Origin of the sequence: Photorhabdus sp. RW14-46 (genome assembly GCF_963887965.1) — a bacterium.
GTDB lineage: Bacteria > Pseudomonadota > Gammaproteobacteria > Enterobacterales > Enterobacteriaceae > Photorhabdus > Photorhabdus laumondii.
This window is the reverse complement of record NZ_CAWPHH010000037.1, coordinates 1-18,354: the sequence shown is the minus strand read 5'-3', so window position 1 is coordinate 18,354 and position 18,354 is coordinate 1. Positions and strand designations below refer to the sequence as shown.

1 protein-coding gene is annotated in these 18,354 nt (G+C 50.9%); it reads left to right on the top strand.

The annotated features are described in order from the left end of the window. Positions 1-283: 283 nt before the first annotated feature. Positions 284-16,657 carry a non-ribosomal peptide synthetase gene (locus tag AACQ38_RS20475; RefSeq protein WP_165578962.1) on the top strand — a complete coding sequence of 5,458 codons (16,374 nt, stop codon included), beginning with the start codon at positions 284-286 and terminating at the stop codon, positions 16,655-16,657. Positions 16,658-18,354 lie beyond the last annotated feature (1,697 nt).

Sequence of the window (18,354 nt, the reverse complement as noted above, 5' to 3'; positions counted from 1 at the left end):
CAATTAAAATTGCAGTCAATTAATCGAACTTATCTAAAAAATGGAATGTCTTATTCCGCAGCATAAAATAAATTATTTATTCCGTTGTCAGGAGAATTAATGTCAGGAAATTGTTAATTGACTGTTATTGACGGGGCTATAGCATCCCGTGCCTGAATATCTTGCATTGATATCAGATCTGTCCGTTTTTATTTCTTGGGGGCAAGAAGTGAGAAAGAAATATTGGTGATGGTTGTCAGAAATGACAGTTTTCAAATTTCTAACAGATTCGTTGAGGTAGTAAATGAAAGATAGCATCGCTCAAGCAGGAAGTGATTTTAAAGCTGAACTCCTCTCTCAGACGTCAGAAAATATAACCAACGTAAATGACATTTTACCATCGACTCAGAATGTAAAGAATATTCCCCAGACGTTGACATCCAGTGAATCATTTTGGTACGAACGTCTTGTTGCTTTGCAACCCCTCCAATTACCTTTTGAAACCGCTGGAGAGCAAGCGGAACCTAGTTGGGTAATAAGCGACTGGCAGCTCCCATTGCCAAAAAACGGTGAAGAGGAACCATTACAAACATTGTTGCAGGCGTTCGTTATCTACCTTGCGCGTTTGACTCAGCAGACTACATTTCAAATTGGTTGGTGTGTGGATGGAGTAAACGATAAGTCGGCAGATTTGGCACCGGTGGTGCCAATGGTCGTTGAGCTGGAGTTTGATAAGCCCTGGCATGTGGTAGCGAACTGGCTGGATGGCGAGCTGTCTCGGTTGACCCGGCACTGCACATTTAGTCGAAATCTCCTCGCGCACGCTCCTGCATTGTGGGCTATTCCGGCGTTGACAACCCACCAGCCGTGGCGAATTGCCGTTGCTGTCATAGCGGAGGATAGACTGTGTGATCAGACGGCACCGGGCGAATTGCTGACGCTCCAAATCAATGCGCAGGGCGGTTTTCGCTGGATTTACGATGAAAATCGCTTGAGCACGGAAGTGATTCTGCGCATGAGTGAACATTTACAGATGCTGGCAGCGTCAAAAAAGCAGGGAGAGGAAATTCCTATCTGGCAGCTTAATGTGTTATCTGAGGCTGAACGAACCTTACTACTGGAAACGTGGAACGCCACGGAAACCCCTTATCCTGACCCGTTATGTATTCATCAATTGTTTGAACAACAGGCAGAACAAGCCCCGCACGCCACGGCGTTGGAATATCAAGAACAGACCCTCAGTTATGCGGAATTGAATACTCGTGCTAACCGGTTGGCTCATCAATTGATTGCGTTGGGCGTCATACCAGACCGGCGGGTAGCGATTTGTGTAGAACGCTCCCCGATGATGGTGGTGTCATTGCTGGCGGTGCTGAAAGCCGGTGGAGCTTATGTGCCGTTGGATTCAACTTATCCGCGGGAACGTCTGACATATATCCTGAGCGATAGTGCGCCGTCAGTGGTGCTGGTTGATGAAGCTGGCCGGGCGGCGCTGGGCGAACAGGCGCTGGTAGGCGTGACGGTACTTGATCCGAATATCCAACTTGACCAGCCCGACAGCAATCCGCAAATTCCGGCGTTAACGCCACAGCATCTGGCCTATGTAATTTACACCTCCGGCTCAACCGGGCAGCCGAAAGGGGTGATGGTGGAACATCAGGCGATTTATCAACGTTATCTGGGTTTTAATGACACCTATGCTGTCACCGCACAAGACCGGCTATTGCAATTTGCCGCTTTTGCGTTTGATGTTTCAGTGGAGGATTTCTTTTCGTCATTATGCAATGGTGCCACACTGGTTATCCGGGATGATAGCTGGCTGGCTTCGATACCAGAATTTGTTGCCTTAACCCGGCAATATCGTATTACGGTGATGTCACTGCCGACCTTATTCTGGTCTGAACTGGCGGCTAGAGATAATGGATTACCGCTGCCGGATTGTCTCCGGCTCATCATCATTGGGGGTGAGGCGGTGAAAAAGAGCGCCATTCAGGACTGGTTTAGACAGGCAGGTCACCGGCCCCGGCTGTTGAATGGTTATGGCCCGACGGAAAACACCGTGACGGTGACCTATAAGGATGTGTTATCCCCGGAGGATGCCCGTTCTATCGGCAGACCGGCTAAAAATGCCCGTATCTACCTGTTGGACAAATATGGCGAATTGGTCCCCGCAGGCTGCGTGGGAGAGATGTATATTGGTGGCGTGGGGGTGGCACGAGGTTATCTGAATCGGCCGGCGTTGAGCGTGGAACGTTTTATGCTGGATACTTTTAGTCCGGTATCCGGCGAACGGATGTATCGCTCTGGGGATTTGGCCCGTTATTTGCCGGACGGTGATCTCGAATTCTTGGGCCGTAACGATGAGCAGGTGAAAATCCGTGGTTTTCGGATTGAACTGGGGGAAATTGAAACCCGACTGACGGAACACCCGGCGGTACAAGAGGCGGCGGTGTTGGCACTGGATGGCGATCAGGGCAAACGGCTGGTGGCTTATGTGGAGGCGAAGGCGAATGAGGGATTGGCTGTTGATTTGCGTGAATACCTGAGTGCCATTTTGCCTGACTATATGGTACCGGCGGCCTTTGTGCGTCTGGATACCTTCCCGCAGACCCCAAGTGGTAAGTTAGATCGTCGGGCGTTGCCTGCGCCCGGGGAAAACGATTTTGCCCGTCAGATTTATGAAGCCCCACAAGGGAAGGCTGAGATCACTCTGGCGGACATCTGGCGTGAGTTATTGGGCATTGAACAAATCAGCCGACATGACAGTTTCTTTGCGTTGGGTGGTCATTCCCTACTCGGCGTGCAGATGATTGAGCGTTTGCGCCACCTAGGTTTAACACTGACGGCGCGTGATCTGTTCCAGTCGCCGGTGCTGTCAGCATTGGCGCAAACGTTGGGACAGCATCAGGCTGTGATAGTCCCGCCTAACGCCATCACGCCGACAACCACGGCACTGACGCCGGAGATGTTGCCGCTGATTGATTTGAGTCAAACTGATATTGACGGCATCGTCGAGCAAGTACCGGGTGGGATAACCAATATTCAGGATATTTATGCGTTGTCGCCGTTGCAGGACGGTATCCTGTTCCACCACCTGTTGGAACAGGAAGGCGACCCCTATCTGGTGCTCTATCCGGTGGCTTTTGCCAACCGCTCTTTACTGGATCGTTATCTGGCGGCGGTACAACAGGCGGTTGATCGCCATGACATTTTGCGGACGGCGTTTATTTGGCAAGGATTATCCGTTCCGGCGCAGGTGGTCTGGCGTCAGGCACGGTTGCCTGTGACAGAACTGACGCTAGACCCGGCGGACGGTCCAGTCATTGACCAATTAACCCGGCGTTTTGATCCCGCTCAGTATCGTCTTGACTTGAGTCAGGCGCCGCTATTGCATTTTGTTATTGCTCAGGAAACCGATGGCCGCTGGTTTTTACTGGAATTGCAGCATCACTTGATTGGCGACCATGAAACGATGGAAGTGATGCACCGTGAAGTGCAGGCCTATTTTTCCGGGCAAGGGGATCGCCTGCCTGCGCCAGTGCCGTTCCGTCATCTGGTGGCTGAAGCTCGGCTTGGGGTGAGCCAGGAAGCGCATACCCGTTTCTTCACCGATATGTTGGCGGCAGTGGATGAGCCAACGTTGCCGTTCGGGCTGACGGGCGTGCATCGTGATGGATCTCAGAAGACCGAATCTCACCGGATGTTGGTTCCTGAGCTAAATAACCGTCTGCGTAGTCAGGCCCGGCGTTTGGGCGTCAGTCTGGCGGCGTTGTGTCATCTGGCTTGGGCGCAGGTATTATCGCGCACCAGCGGGCAGGAGAAAGTGGTGTTTGGTACCGTCCTGTTTGGGCGCATGGCCGTAGGGGAAGGGATGGGGTTGTTTATCAATACCCTGCCGCTGCGGCTGGATATCGATGAGACCCCAGTACGAGACAGTGTGCGGGAGGTGCATCTGCGACTGGCTGAGTTGCTGGAGCATGAGCATGCTCCGTTGGCGCTGGCTCAACGATGCAGTGGGGTTGACAGCGGTACGCCACTCTTTAGTGCCCTGTTGAACTATCGCCATAATGAGCAGCCAGATTCTTTGGATGAAACGATGGCCGGGATTGAATTCTTGGGCGAACAGGAGCGAACTAACTATCCGTTTGTGCTGTCGGTGGAGGACGGTGGTTCTACGCTGGGTCTGACTGCTCAAGTCGTGCAGCCGTTTGATCCGGACAGCCTCTGCGGTTATATGCAACAGGCACTGGAGAGTCTGGTGGAAGCGCTGGAGCAAGCCCCAGAAATGCCCGTTCGGGTATTGGACATCCTGCCGGAAGCGGAGCGTACCTTGTTGCTGGAAACTTGGAACGCGACGGAAACCGTCTATCCTGATCAGTTATGTCTCCATCAGTTGTTTGAACAACAGGTGGAGAAAACTCCAGCGGCGACGGCGCTGATAGCAGGCGATAAAACGTTAAGCTATACGGAACTGAATACCCGTGCTAACCGGCTGGCTCATCAGTTAATCGAACAAGGAGTTTGTTCCGGTGATCATATTGCGCTCCTGTTAGAGCGCTCGATAGCACTGGTGGTGGCTCAGTTGGCCATTCTTAAAGTCGGTGCCGTTTACGTGCCGGTTGATCCCAGTATGCCGGATGAGCGGAAAAACTGGCTGATAAGTGATTGTTCCGCCCGGTTGCTGCTCACCGATACACAGGCTGATATTCCGGCTAACCTGACGGTTCCGCTGTTGCGTCTCTCGGATCAATCAGACACAGACGGAAGAGAGGAAGAGTGCTTCAACCCTGATTTGCCGCGTTCCAGCGCCGAGTTAGCATATATCATGTACACCTCCGGTTCTACCGGTACACCTAAAGGGGTCTTGGTACCGCATCGTGCGGTGGTCCGGCTGGTCATCAATAATGATTATGCTGAAGTCGGACCGGATGACCGGGTGGCCTTTACGGCTAATCCGGCTTTCGATGCCAGTACATTTGAAGTGTGGGCACCGTTGCTCAGCGGTGGGGCGTTAGTGGTTATTGACCGCGCCACGTTATTAACACCACAGGAGTTAGTACCGGTTTTACAGGCTCACCACATCACAGTGCTGTGGCTAACTATCGGGTTATTTAACCGACTGGCACCAGAGTTATCTCCGGTTCTGCCGCAGATAAAGATCCTGATTTTCGGGGGAGATATACCCGATTTACAGGTGATTGCTCAGGTTCTAAATAATCGCCCGCCCCAACAACTCTTGCAGGCTTATGGCCCCAGTGAGGGAACCACGTTTACCACCATGTATCCTATCGTGGCATTAACGCAGGGAGTGACGCGGATCCCCATTGGCCGACCGATAGCCAATACACGTATTTATCTGTTGAATGCTTACGGCCAGCCAGTACCGTTGGGGGTGACCGGAGAGATTTATGTGGGCGGAGACGGGGTGGCTTGTGGTTATCTTAATCGCCCTGACCAGACTGCTGAACGTTTCCTGACAGATCCATTTAGTGATCAACCGGATGCGCGTATGTACCGGACCGGGGATTTGGCCCGTTATCTGCCGGATGGCAATCTGGAATTTCTGGGCCGTAATGACCAACAGGTTAAAATTCGCGGTTTCCGCATTGAACCGGGGGAAATTGAGGCGCGTCTGGTGGAACATCCGGCGGTGCGTGAGGCGGCTGTGTTGGCGCTGGGTGATGGGTCGGACAAACGGCTGGTGGCCTATGTGGCGGCGGAAGCCCATGAGGGGTTGGCGATGACTCTGCGTGATCACCTGAGTGCCATTTTACCTGATTATATGGTGCCGTCAGCTTTTGTGCGTCTGGAGGCTTTCCCGTTAACCCCGAACGGTAAGCTGGATCGCCGGGCGTTACCGGCACCGGACGAAGAGGCGTTTGCCCGTCAGGTTTATGTTGCGCCACAAGGCGAGATGGAAATTGCGCTGGCGACGATTTGGCGTGAATTACTGGGGATTGAACAGGTCAGTCGGTATGACAGCTTTTTTGCGTTGGGCGGCCACTCGTTGCTGGCTGTGCGGATGGTTGAACATCTGCGTCACTTGGGGTTGACGCTGGCTGTGCGTGATTTGTTCCAGTCGCCAGTGTTACTTGAATTGGCGCAAACATTGGGGCAGCACCCGGTTATGGTGGTGCCACCCAATGTGATTACGTCAGCGACGACGAAAATCACCCCAGAAATGTTGCCGCTGATTGATCTGACTCAGGCTGAGATTGACCGTATCGTCGGGCAGGTGCCGGGTGGGATAACTAATATTCAGGATATCTATGCCCTGTCACCGTTGCAGGACGGCATTTTGTTCCACCATTTATTGGCAAACGAAGGTGATCCGTATCTGGTGGTCAGTCAAATGGCTTTTGCTGACCGGTCTCTGCTAGATCGTTATTTGGCGGCAGTGCAACAGGTGATTGATCGCCACGATATTCTGCGCACTGCCTTTATCTGGCAAGGGTTGTCAGTACCGGCACAGGTAGTCTGGCGTCAGGCATCCTTGTCGGTGACTGAGCTGGCGCTGAACCCGGCTGATGGCCCGGTTTGTGATCAACTCGTTCAACGTTTTAATCCCCGCCATTATCGTCTCGATTTGGGTCAAGCACCGCTGTTACGTTTTGTGGTGGCGCAGGAGACCGATGGCCGCTGGTTCTTACTGGAATTGCAACATCACCTGATTGGTGACCATACCACAATGAAAGTGATGAACCGTGAAGTACAGGCATACCTTGCCGGACAAGGGAATAGCCTGCCTGATCCGGTACCGTTCCGCAATCTGGTGGCGCAGGCCCGGTTAGGAGGGGATCAGGAAGCGCATACCCGTTTCTTTACCGAGATGTTGGCGGAAGTGGATGAGCCAACGCTGCCGTTTGGGCTGACGGATGTGCATCGTGATGGTTCTCAGGAGATAGCATCCCATCGGCTGCTGACGGCCAGCTTGAATCACCGTCTGCGTAGTCAGGCCCGGCGTTTGGGAGTCAGTCTGGCGGCGTTGTGTCATCTGGCTTGGGCACAGGTATTGTCGTGTACCAGTGGTCAGGAGAAAGTGGTGTTTGGCACAGTACTATTTGGGCGCATGGCGGCGGGAGAAGGGGCTGACAATGGTATGGGGCTGTTTATCAATACCTTGCCGTTACGGTTGGATATGGATGATACGCCGGTACGCGATAGTGTACAGGCCGTACATACCCGGCTGGCGGGATTGTTGGAACATGAGCATGCTTCACTGGCGTTGGCTCAGCGATGCAGTGGAGTTGCCAGCGGTACGCCACTTTTTAGTGCTTTAATGAACTATCGACATAATGATCAGCGTGATCCTTTGGATGAAACGATAGACGGGATTGAATTCCTGGGCGAACAGGAGAGCACTAACTATCCCTTTGGCATGTCGGTGGAGGACGATGGTGCCACGTTGGGGCTGATCGCTCATGTGGTGCAACCGTTTGATCCGGAAAGCTTGTGCAGTTATATGCAGCAGGCGCTGGAGAGTTTGGTAGAGGCCCTTGAGCAGGCTCCAGAGACACCGGTACGAACACTGAATATCTTGCCTGAAACGGAACGCACCTTGTTACTGGAAACATGGAATGCCACGGAGAGCCCGTATCCTGAGGCGTTATGTATTCATCAATTGTTTGAGCAACAGGTGGAGAAAACCCCTGATGCGACGGCGCTAGTGTATCAAGAGCAGACGCTGAGTTATGCCGAATTAAATACCTGCGCCAATCGCCTTGCTCATCAACTGATTGCGTTTGGCGTAACACCGGATCAGCCGGTAGCCATTTGCGTGGCTCGCTCCCCGACTATGGTGGTGGCATTGTTGGCGGTGCTGAAAGCCGGTGGGGCCTATGTGCCGCTGGACCCAACTTACCCGGAGGAGCGTCTGACGTATATCCTGAATGATACTGCCCCATCAGTGGTATTGGCTGATGCGACCGGACAGGCTGCACTGGGCGACGAGGCGCTGGTCGGGTTGACGGTACTCGACCCGAATATCCAGACTGACCTGCCGGATAGTAACCCGCAGGTCCCGGCGTTGACGCCACAGCACTTGGCTTACGTCATTTATACCTCCGGTTCAACCGGGCAGCCGAAAGGGGTGATGGTAGAACATCAGGCGGTCTATCAACGTTATCTGGGTGTTAATGAACGTTATGCCGTCACCGAGCAAGACCGGGTGTTGCAATTTGCCGCTTTTGCGTTTGATGTTTCAGTGGAAGAGTGCTTCTCGTCATTATGTAACGGAGCCGCGCTAGTTATTCGCGACGATAGCTGGCTGGCTTCAATGGCGGAATTTATTGCCTTAGCCCGGCAAAATTGTATCACGGTGATGTTTTTGCCGACTCTGTTCTGGTCTGAACTGGCGGCCAGAGATAACGGGTTGCCGCTGCCGGATGGTCTCAGGTTGATCATCATTGGCAGTGAGGCGGTCAAAAAGAACGCCATTCAGGATTGGTTTAGGCAGGAAACCTACCAACTCCGGCTATTGAACGCGTATGGCCCGACGGAAAATACCGTGACGGCGACCTGTAAAGAAATATTATCCCCGGCAGATGATCGTTCTATCGGTCGGCCGATTAGGAATACTCGCGTCTACTTACTGGATAGAAACAGGCAACCTGTGCCATTGGGCTGCGTTGGTGAAATGTATATTGGTGGCGTGGGGGTGGCACGGGGTTATCTGAACCGGCTGGCATTGAGTGAGGAACGTTTTATACCGGACGTCTTTAATCCGGTGCCCGACGCTCGGATGTATCGCACCGGAGATTTAGCTCGCTATCTGCTGGACGGTGAATTGGAATTCCTGGGTCGTAACGACCAACAGGTTAAAATTCGCGGCTTCCGGGTTGAGCTAGGGGAAATTGAAACCCGGCTGGTGGAATATCCAGCAGTACAAGAGGCGGCGGTACTGGCGCTGGATGACGGGCAGGACAAACGGCTGGTCGCCTATGTGGTGGCGGAAGCGAATGAGGGTTTGGCTGCCCGTTTGCGTGAATACCTGAGTGCAGTTTTACCTGACTATATGATACCGGTGGCCTTTGTACGTCTGGATAGCTTTCCGCAGACGCCGAATGGCAAGCTAGATCGCCGAGCGTTGCCGGCACCGGGGGAAGCGGCGTTTGCCCGTCAGGTTTATGAAGCCCCGCAAGGGAAGATAGAAACGATGTTAGCGGCTGTCTGGTGTGAATTACTGGGCGTTGAGCAGATTAGTCGATATGACAGCTTCTTTGCGTTGGGCGGCCATTCACTGCTTGCCGTGCGCATGATTGAACGATTGCGGCGTATCGGTCTGGGGATAGCGGTACAAACACTGTTCCAACATCCAACACTCTGTGTTCTGGCGCAGTCTCTGGTTCAGCATGATGAAATCCGGGTGCCTGACAACCGTATTACACCGGATACGACGGTACTGACACCGGCGATGTTGCCGCTGATCGATTTAATTCAGCCTGACATTGATCGTATCGTCGGACAAGTCCCGGGCGGGATGGCGAATATTCAGGATATCTACGCGCTGTCGCCGTTGCAGGATGGCATTTTGTTCCACCATCTGCTGGAGAATGAAGGTGATACCTATCTGTTAATTAGCCAGATGGTTTTTGCTGACCGGGCGCTGTTGGATCGTTATTTGGCGGCGATTCAACGGATAATTGATCGACACGATATTCTGCGTACCGCCTTTATTTGGCAAGGATTGTCAGTGCCGACGCAGGTGGTCTGGCGTCAGGCCCCATTGTCAGTGACGGAACTGACACTGAACCCGGCTGATGGCTCAGTCAGTGACCAGTTAACCCGGCGTTTTGATCCGCGTTATTATCGTCTTGACCTGAGTCAAGCCCCGTTACTGCGTTTTGTTATCGCGCAGGAAACGGATGGTCGTTGGTTGTTACTGGAACTGCATCATCACTTGATCGGTGACCATGAAACGATGGAAGTGATGCACCGCGAAGTTCAGGCGTATCTGATGGGTGAGGAAGAGAGCTTGCCGGTGCCGGTTCCTTTCCGCAATTTGGTGGCGCAGGCCCGGCTGGGTATCAGTCAGGAAGAGCATACCCGCTTCTTTACCGAGATGTTGGCGGAGGTGGATGAACCCACGTTGCCGTTTGGATTGACGGAGGTACATCGTGACGGTTCGCAGGTGACGGAGTTCCACCGGATGCTGACGAGCTCGCTAAATGACCGTTTGCGAAGTCAGGCCCGACGTTTGGGTGTCAGTCTGGCGGCGCTGTGTCATCTGGCTTGGGCACAGGTATTGTCTTGTACCAGTGGTCAGCAGAGTGTCGTGTTTGGGACGGTGCTGTTTGGGCGTATGCAGGCGGGGGAGGGTGTTGACAATGGCATGGGGTTGTTTATCAATACCTTGCCGTTGCGGCTGGATATCGATGAGACTCCGGTACGGGACAGCGTACAGGCCGCCCATACCCGACTCGCCGGATTATTGGCGCATGAGCATGCGTCATTGGCACTGGCTCAGCGTTGCAGTAGGGTTGCCAGCGGTACGCCACTCTTTAGTGCGCTGTTGAATTATCGGCATAATACTTTGTCGGCAACGTCAGATGAACTGATCAGCGGTATTGAATTTCTTGGTGGACAGGAGCGAACCAACTACCCATTCGTGCTGTCGGTGGAGGATTTTGGCGAATCTCTGGGGCTGACGGCTCAGGTCGTGCAACCGTTTGATCCGGAAAGCCTATGCGCTTATATGCAACAGGCGCTGGAGAGTCTGGTAGAAGCTTTGGAGCAAACGCCGGAGACACCGATACGGGCCTTGAATATCCTACCCGAAACGGAACGCACGCTGTTACTGGAAACCTGGAACGCCACGGAAACCGTCTATCCTGATGCGCTATGTATTCATCAATTGTTTGAGCAGCAAGTGGAGAGAACCCCAGAGGCGACGGCGTTGATAGCGGGCGATAAAACCCTAAGTTATATGGAACTGAATACGTGTGCTAACCGGTTGGCTTATCAGCTAATCGAACAGGGGATTCGTCCGGATGACCATGTTGCGCTCCTGTTAGAACGATCGATAGAACTGGTGGTGGCCCAATTGGCTATTCTCAAAGCTGGCGCTGTTTACGTGCCGGTTGATCCCAGTATGCCGGATGAGCGGAAACATTGGCTGATAAGTGATTGTTCCGCTCGGTTGCTGCTCACTGATACACGGGCTGATATTCCGGCTAACTTGACTATTCCGCTGTTGCGTCTCTCGGATAAGAAAAGTGCGAACAGAGAGCAAGATCATGTCAACCCTAATTTGCCGCGTTCCAGCGCCGAATTAGCGTATATCATGTACACCTCCGGCTCTACCGGCACACCCAAAGGGGTTTTGGTACAACATCGTGCGATGGTCCGGCTGGTCATCAATAATGGCTATGCCAACATCGGACCGGAGGATCGGGTTGCCTTTACCGCTAATCCGGCTTTCGATGCCAGCACGTTTGAAGTTTGGGCACCATTGCTTAATGGTGGTGCTTTAGTCGTTATCGACCGCGCCACCTTATTGACACCGCAGGAGTTAGTGCTGACTTTACAGGAGCACCGCATCACAGTGCTGTGGCTGACGATCGGGTTGTTTAACCGGCTGGCAGCAGAGTTATCTCCCATTCTTCCGCAAATTAAGATTCTGATTTTCGGGGGAGATATACCCGATTTAAAGGTGATTGCTCAGGTTCTGGATAATCGTCCGCCACAACAACTCTTGCAAGCCTATGGTCCGAGTGAAGGAACCACCTTTACCACCATGTATCCTATCGAGGCGTTACCGCAAGGAGTGAGCCGGATACCTATTGGCCGGCCAATAGCGAATACGCGTGTTTATCTGCTGGATGTTTATGGTCAGCCGGTACCGCCAGGGGTGATCGGGGAGATTTATGTCGGTGGTGATGGGGTTGCCCAAGGTTATCTTAATCGCCCTGAGTTAACCGCCGAACGTTTCCTCGTCGATCCATTCAGTGATGACCCGGATGCCCGCATGTACCGAACCGGGGATTTGGCTCGCTATTTGCCGGACGGTAATCTGGAGTTCATGGGGCGTAATGACCAGCAGGTTAAAATCCGGGGCTTCCGGATTGAACCGGGGGAAATTGAGGCGCGTCTGGTAGAGCACCCGGCGGTGCGTGAAGCGGCGGTGTTGGCGTTAGGTGATGGGCCAGACAAACGGCTGGTGGCTTATGTGGTGGCACTCGCGGATGACGGGCTGGTGAATAGTTTGCGTGCTTACCTGAGTAAAATTCTGCCTGATTATATGGTGCCGTCAGCCTTTGTACGTCTGGATGCGTTTCCGTTGACACCGAACGGTAAGCTAGATCGTCGGGCGCTACCGGCTCCGGACAGTGAAGCGTTTGCCCGTCAGGTTTACGTGGCGCCACAAGGCGAAACGGAAATGACGCTAGCGGCGATTTGGCGTGAATTACTGGGGATTGAACAGGTTAGTCGATATGACAGCTTCTTTGCGTTAGGCGGCCATTCACTGCTCGCTGTACGCATGATTGAACGCTTGCGTCATTTGGGGTTGACATTGGCGGCGCGTGATCTGTTCCAGTCGCCGGTGTTGTCAGATTTGGCCCAAACGTTGGGGCAGCATCAGGCCGTCATCGTGCCGGCTAACGTCATCACCCCGGCAACCACGGCATTGACACCGGAAATGTTGCCGCTGATTGATCTAACTCAGCCAGAGATTGACCGCATCGTTGGGCAAATGCTGGGCGGTGTTGCCAATATTCAGGATATCTATGCCTTGTCGCCATTGCAGGACGGTATTTTGTTCCATCACCTATTGGCAAACAAAGGGGACCCCTATCTATTAACCGGTCAGATGATCTTCACTGAGCGGACTTTGCTGGACCGTTATCTGGCGGCGGTGCAACAGGTGGTAAATAGACACGATATCCTGCGTACTGCCTTTATCTGGCAAGGGCTGTCAGTGCCCGCCCAAGTAGTTTGGCGTCAGGCATCCTTGTCGGTGACTGAATTGACACTGAACCCAGCCGATGGACCGGTTAGCGGACAATTGGCTGAGCGTTTTGATCCCCGTCACCATCGTCTAGACTTGGGCGAAGCACCGTTATTGCGCTTTATAGTGGCACAGGAGACTGATGGCCGTTGGATTGTATTGCAATTGTTGCATCATCTGATTGGCGACCATACCACGTTGGACGTGATGAACCGTGAAGTACAGGCTTATCTAGACGGACAGGAGGAGAGCCTGCCAACACCGACACCTTTCCGCAATTTGGTCGCGCAGGCCCGGCTGGGGGTGAGTCAGGATGCACATATCCGCTTCTTTACCGAAATGTTGGCGGAGGTGGATGAACCTACATTGCCGTTCGGATTGACGGAGGTGCATCGTGATGGCTCCCAAGTGACGGAATCGCAGCGAATGTTGGCACCTGAGTTGAATGACCGTCTACGCAGTCAAGCCCGGCGTTTGGGGGTCAGTTTGGCGGCTTTATGTCATTTGGCTTGGGCGCAGGTGTTGTCGCGTACCAGCGGACAGGAACAGGTGGTGTTCGGTACCGTAATATTTGGGCGCATGGCGGTAGGGAAAGGGGTTGACAGCGGCATGGGGCTGTTTATCAATACCTTGCCGTTGCGGCTGGATATGGATGATACGCCGGTGCGAGATAGTGTACAGGCAGTACATCGTCAGTTAGCGGGATTGTTGGAACATGAGCATGCCTCACTGGCGCTGGCCCAACGTTGTAGTGGTGTGCAGGATGGCATTCCACTGTTTAGTGCCCTGTTGAACTACCGACATAATGATCAGCCAGATCCTTTGGATGAAACGATGGACGGCATTGAATTCCTTGGTGCGCAGGAGTTTACCAACTATCCGTTTGCCTTGTCGGTGGAGGATTTTAGTGACGCACTGGGGCTAACTGCTCAAGTTATCCAACCGTTTGAGCCGGAACGGGTATGCGGCTATATGCAACAGGCATTGGAGAGCTTGGTGGAGGCATTGGAACAGACCCCGGAAACGCCGGTACGGACATTGAACATCCTACCTGAAATTGAAAGTACGTTGATGCTGAAAACGTGGAATGCGACGGAAACCTCGTATCTTGAACCGTCGTTATGTATTCATCAATTGTTTGAACAACAGGTGGAGCAAACCCCGGACGCAACAGCGTTAGTGTATGAGGAGCAAACTTTTAGTTATGCCGAATTAAATGCCCACGCTAACCGGCTGGCCCATCAGCTCATTGCGCTAGGTGTAGAACCGGACCAGCGGGTGGCGATTTGCGTGGCACGTTCACCGGCGATGGTGGTGGGATTGTTGGCGGTGCTGAAAGCTGGCGCGGCTTATGTGCCGTTAGATCCGGATTATCCGGGCGAACGTCTAACGCATATTTTGGCTGATGTTTCACCGGTTATTTTATTGGCTGATGCTGTCGGGCGTACAGTGTTGGGCGAGAATGTACTTACCGGGCTGACAGTGTTTGATCCGAATACATTGCTTGACCAGCCAGACAGCAATCCTCAGATACCTGAACTGACCTCACGGCATCTGGCGTATGTGATTTACACCTCCGGTTCGACTGGCACACCAAAGGGCGTAATGGTTGAACATAGACAATTGGTCAGTCAAATTACTTCGCTGAACACGAAGTGGTCGCTTAACGCATCTGACCGTCTATTACAATTTTGCAACCCTTCTTTTGACGTTTGTGCATCAGAAATATTTTGCGCAATAACACAGGGGGCACAATTAGTCTTAAGGACAAATCAGTGGCTCTTGAGTGCGCAGGCGTTTTGGCGTCTGTGCGAGTCTTATAAAATTACCTACATTGCGATACCGGCCCAATTCTGGCGGATAATATCAAATGTTGATAAAGGCGATATCTATCAGGGCCTAAGGATTATTTGCATTGGTGGGGAAGCGATACCTGATCATGAATTACAACGTTGGCTAGCGACTCACGGTGAATACCCTGTTCTGGCGAATTGCTACGGTCCTACAGAAGCCACGATTACCACGACGACATCCTGCCTAAACGAGGGGATGGGGCAGGCCAATATCATAGGCCGTCCGCTACCGAATACACGCGTTTACCTGCTCGACGTTCAGGGGCAGCCAGTACCGTTAGGAGTCGAGGGGGAATTGTATATTGGGGGCGTTGGTGTCGCACGGGGTTATTTCAATCGTGCTGAACTGACTGCGGAATACTTCCTGACTGATCCGTTTAGCGATAATCCAAATGCACGGATGTATCGAACCGGGGATTTGGTTCGCTACTTGCCGGATGGCAATCTGGAATTCTTGGGACGTAATGATCATCAGGTGAAAATTCGGGGTTTCCGGGTTGAACCGGGTGAAATTGAGGCCCAGTTGGTGGAACATCCTGCGGTAAGTCAATCTGTGGTGCTGGCGTTGGGTGAAGGGCAGGACAAACGCTTGGTGGCTTATGTGGTGGCGCAAGCGGATGAGAGGTTGGCGAATAGCCTGCGTACCCACCTGAGTGCCATTTTACCTGACTATATGGTGCCGTCAGCCTTTGTGCGTCTGGATGCCTTTCCATTGACACCGAACGGTAAGTTGGATCGTCGTGCGTTACCGGAGCCGGACAATGAAGCGTTTGCTCGTCAGGCTTATGAAGCGCCACAAGGCGAAACGGAAATCGTATTAGCCGCGATTTGGTGTGAATTGCTAGGGATTGAGCAGGTTAGCCGGCATGACAATTTCTTCGCGTTGGGCGGCCACTCACTGCTTGCCATGCGAATGATGAATCTTGCCGCCGGTCGGGGTTTGATTTTTACATTGAATGCTTTGTTCCAATTCCCGGTGTTGTCCGAATTGGCCTCTAAAATCACCTCGGATTTATTGTCTCAGCCGCGAAGCAGCGCTATATCGGTGCGACCTGGCGGAACAGGGCTGCCATTGTTCTTTGTTCCCAGTGGCATGGGTGACTATTCTTATGTCTTCGGGCTGGCTCAACATATCCCGTCGGGCTACCCGATTTATGCGCTGCCTTGGCCATCCATCAGTGAAGAACTGATGTTAACGATGGAAGAGCAGGCAGCCAGAATGATCACCTTGATGAAAGTGGTACAACCGGTTGGTCCGTATCGGATAAGTGGCTACTCTTCCGGCGGGATATTGGCTTATGCCATTGTCCAGCGGCTTTTGAGTGCCGGTGAAATGGTTAATTTCTTGGGGTTAATTGATACGCCTGCACCGCATTATTTTGGCAAAGAGGCCATGCAGTCTAAACATCATTTCTTTACTGAGTTGGCTCGGCAGTCGGGGAAGACGTGCAAAGAAGAGATTGCGGCGTTGTACCGGCGAATTGATGAGTTGAATTTGGTGCAGTTTATTGAAGCAGCACAAGAATTGGCGTTATATCCCGCAAATCTGCGTGCTGATGTGATCGCAAAGCATTGGCGGCAGATCGAACGTTACACGCAAATAGTTGCGGATTATGAACCGTCAGCATTAGCAATAACGTTGCATCAGTTCTATGCGGTAGAACCTTCTCCTGCTGATTCTTTTGTGATGGATGAAAAGCCGGAATCCGTAAATATAGAGCCGTCGTTAGGTTGGGAACGGGTCATGCCCAATACTTCACTTAAGTTGATTGCTACTCCGGGTAACCATTTTAGTTTATTGGAGGATAATGAGAATAAAATCGCTTTAGCACAGGCTTTGAATAGAGCGCTGGCGATCAGTGGTAATGAGGAGATGTAATACTGATATAGTTAAGGATTATTGAATAATTTAACCTTGATATGATAATCCGGTGTGTTTCTTATACCGGATTATCTTTCTTGTTTATCCTTTTTCCCAAGATGCATAAGCATTAACAAAGACGATTTTCATTTTATACCCGTCATCTTTCAAGCTGCCTCTTTGTTGGCTGCACTCACTCACCCCGGTCACATCGTTATCTATGCTCCCGGGGATTCGTTCCCTTGCCGTCGCGATGCAACTTGAAATCCATAGGGTATATATAAATCTTTAATCTCTCTGTATACTCACTTTTAAATAATCATAGCGGGGAATAAACCTTTTTATTCACTCTGTACTTTTTAAATCCTCAGGTGAATTAATTACCGATAAAAAAGCGCTTGCGATCGCTAAGAGCGGGAAATATAAGTAAAAAGAGAAAGTTAACCATGTTAAAAGAGATAGAATCTGTAAACCAATTATCATTCCTGGGGTTTTCCTATTTTTTAAAGCAAAAATGCATCCAATGGATGGTTTTGATTAAGCAGTTTTTATAAACCTAATGATTTTTCGTTTCCTGATACGTATTTAACTTTCCCATTTTCATTAACCTGATGTTTATACCCGTTATCTTTCAAGTTGCCTCTTTGTTGGCTGCACTCACCCCGGTCACATCGTTATCTATGCTCCCGGGGATTCGCTCCCTTGCCGTCGCGATGCACCTCGAAATCCATAGGGTATAGGTTTTCTCTTTTTCCGGTATTTAACTCTTCAACTTTAAAACCAGCAGATAAGATAACAGATATGCTAATAGTATTTAAGCTCAATATTTAAGACTGCTAATCTAGTCAACCTAAAGGTTTATCGATTTTCTTTAATGATTGACTCTGTTTTTCATAAACGCTTTACAATCCATACAAAACCGCTTATTTAAGCACATTAGCTTAATTTGGTTAATCCTATTAAATATTTTTATTCTTATTATTGGATTAACGCGGTCACTTGGTTAATCAACTCAGGACCGGTTTTGCCTGATGCTTTCTCTTACAATGCCAGTATAACGTCGAATTTTTTACCCATTTTAAAAAAGCCTTAATCACTTATTTTCACCTTTAATGATTAAAGTTTTCACCTGTTTTTTCATAATACGCTGACTATTTTTTCCAGATTTTAAAACTACACTGATAGACCATAAACGGTTTTTTAACGACGGTTTTATCATATGCAGATAAAACGTCTCTCACCTTACCTGAATGAGTGAAAATTTCTGTCACGCCTTGTTTTCAAACAAGATGAAAAATGACAGCCCACAATGATTTAATCTGAACGAATCTTAACGTTACGAAGTCAATAAAAAGCATTAAAACGAAATGTTAAAGACAGTAAAAACAGCGTTAAAACCCTGCCGGTGGTAGCAAAATGCGATAAAAAAAGTTTAATGCCCATAAAAACGGTCAGTCCACATTTTTTCGTTTTATGATTAATGAAAACGCAACAGTGATAATCGAAGCGCTAAAAGCAGATACAGCATAATGCGGTGTTTGTTGCTTCCATCTAATAAAATTCGGATGTTGGGTGAACGTAGCGGAGTAAAAAAATTTGGGATTTATGTCACATTTATTAAGTTAATCAAATACTCATCACACAAACAGACGGGACAACAGGAATTTTTTATTATATGTTCCTGAGTGGATATTAAACAAATAAAATGACTGATT

Excerpts from the sequence above, each read along its gene's own strand:
- AACQ38_RS20475 (WP_165578962.1), top strand. The coding sequence starts at position 284 with ATGAAAGATAGCATCGCTCAAGCAGGAAGTGATTTTAAAGCTGAACTC.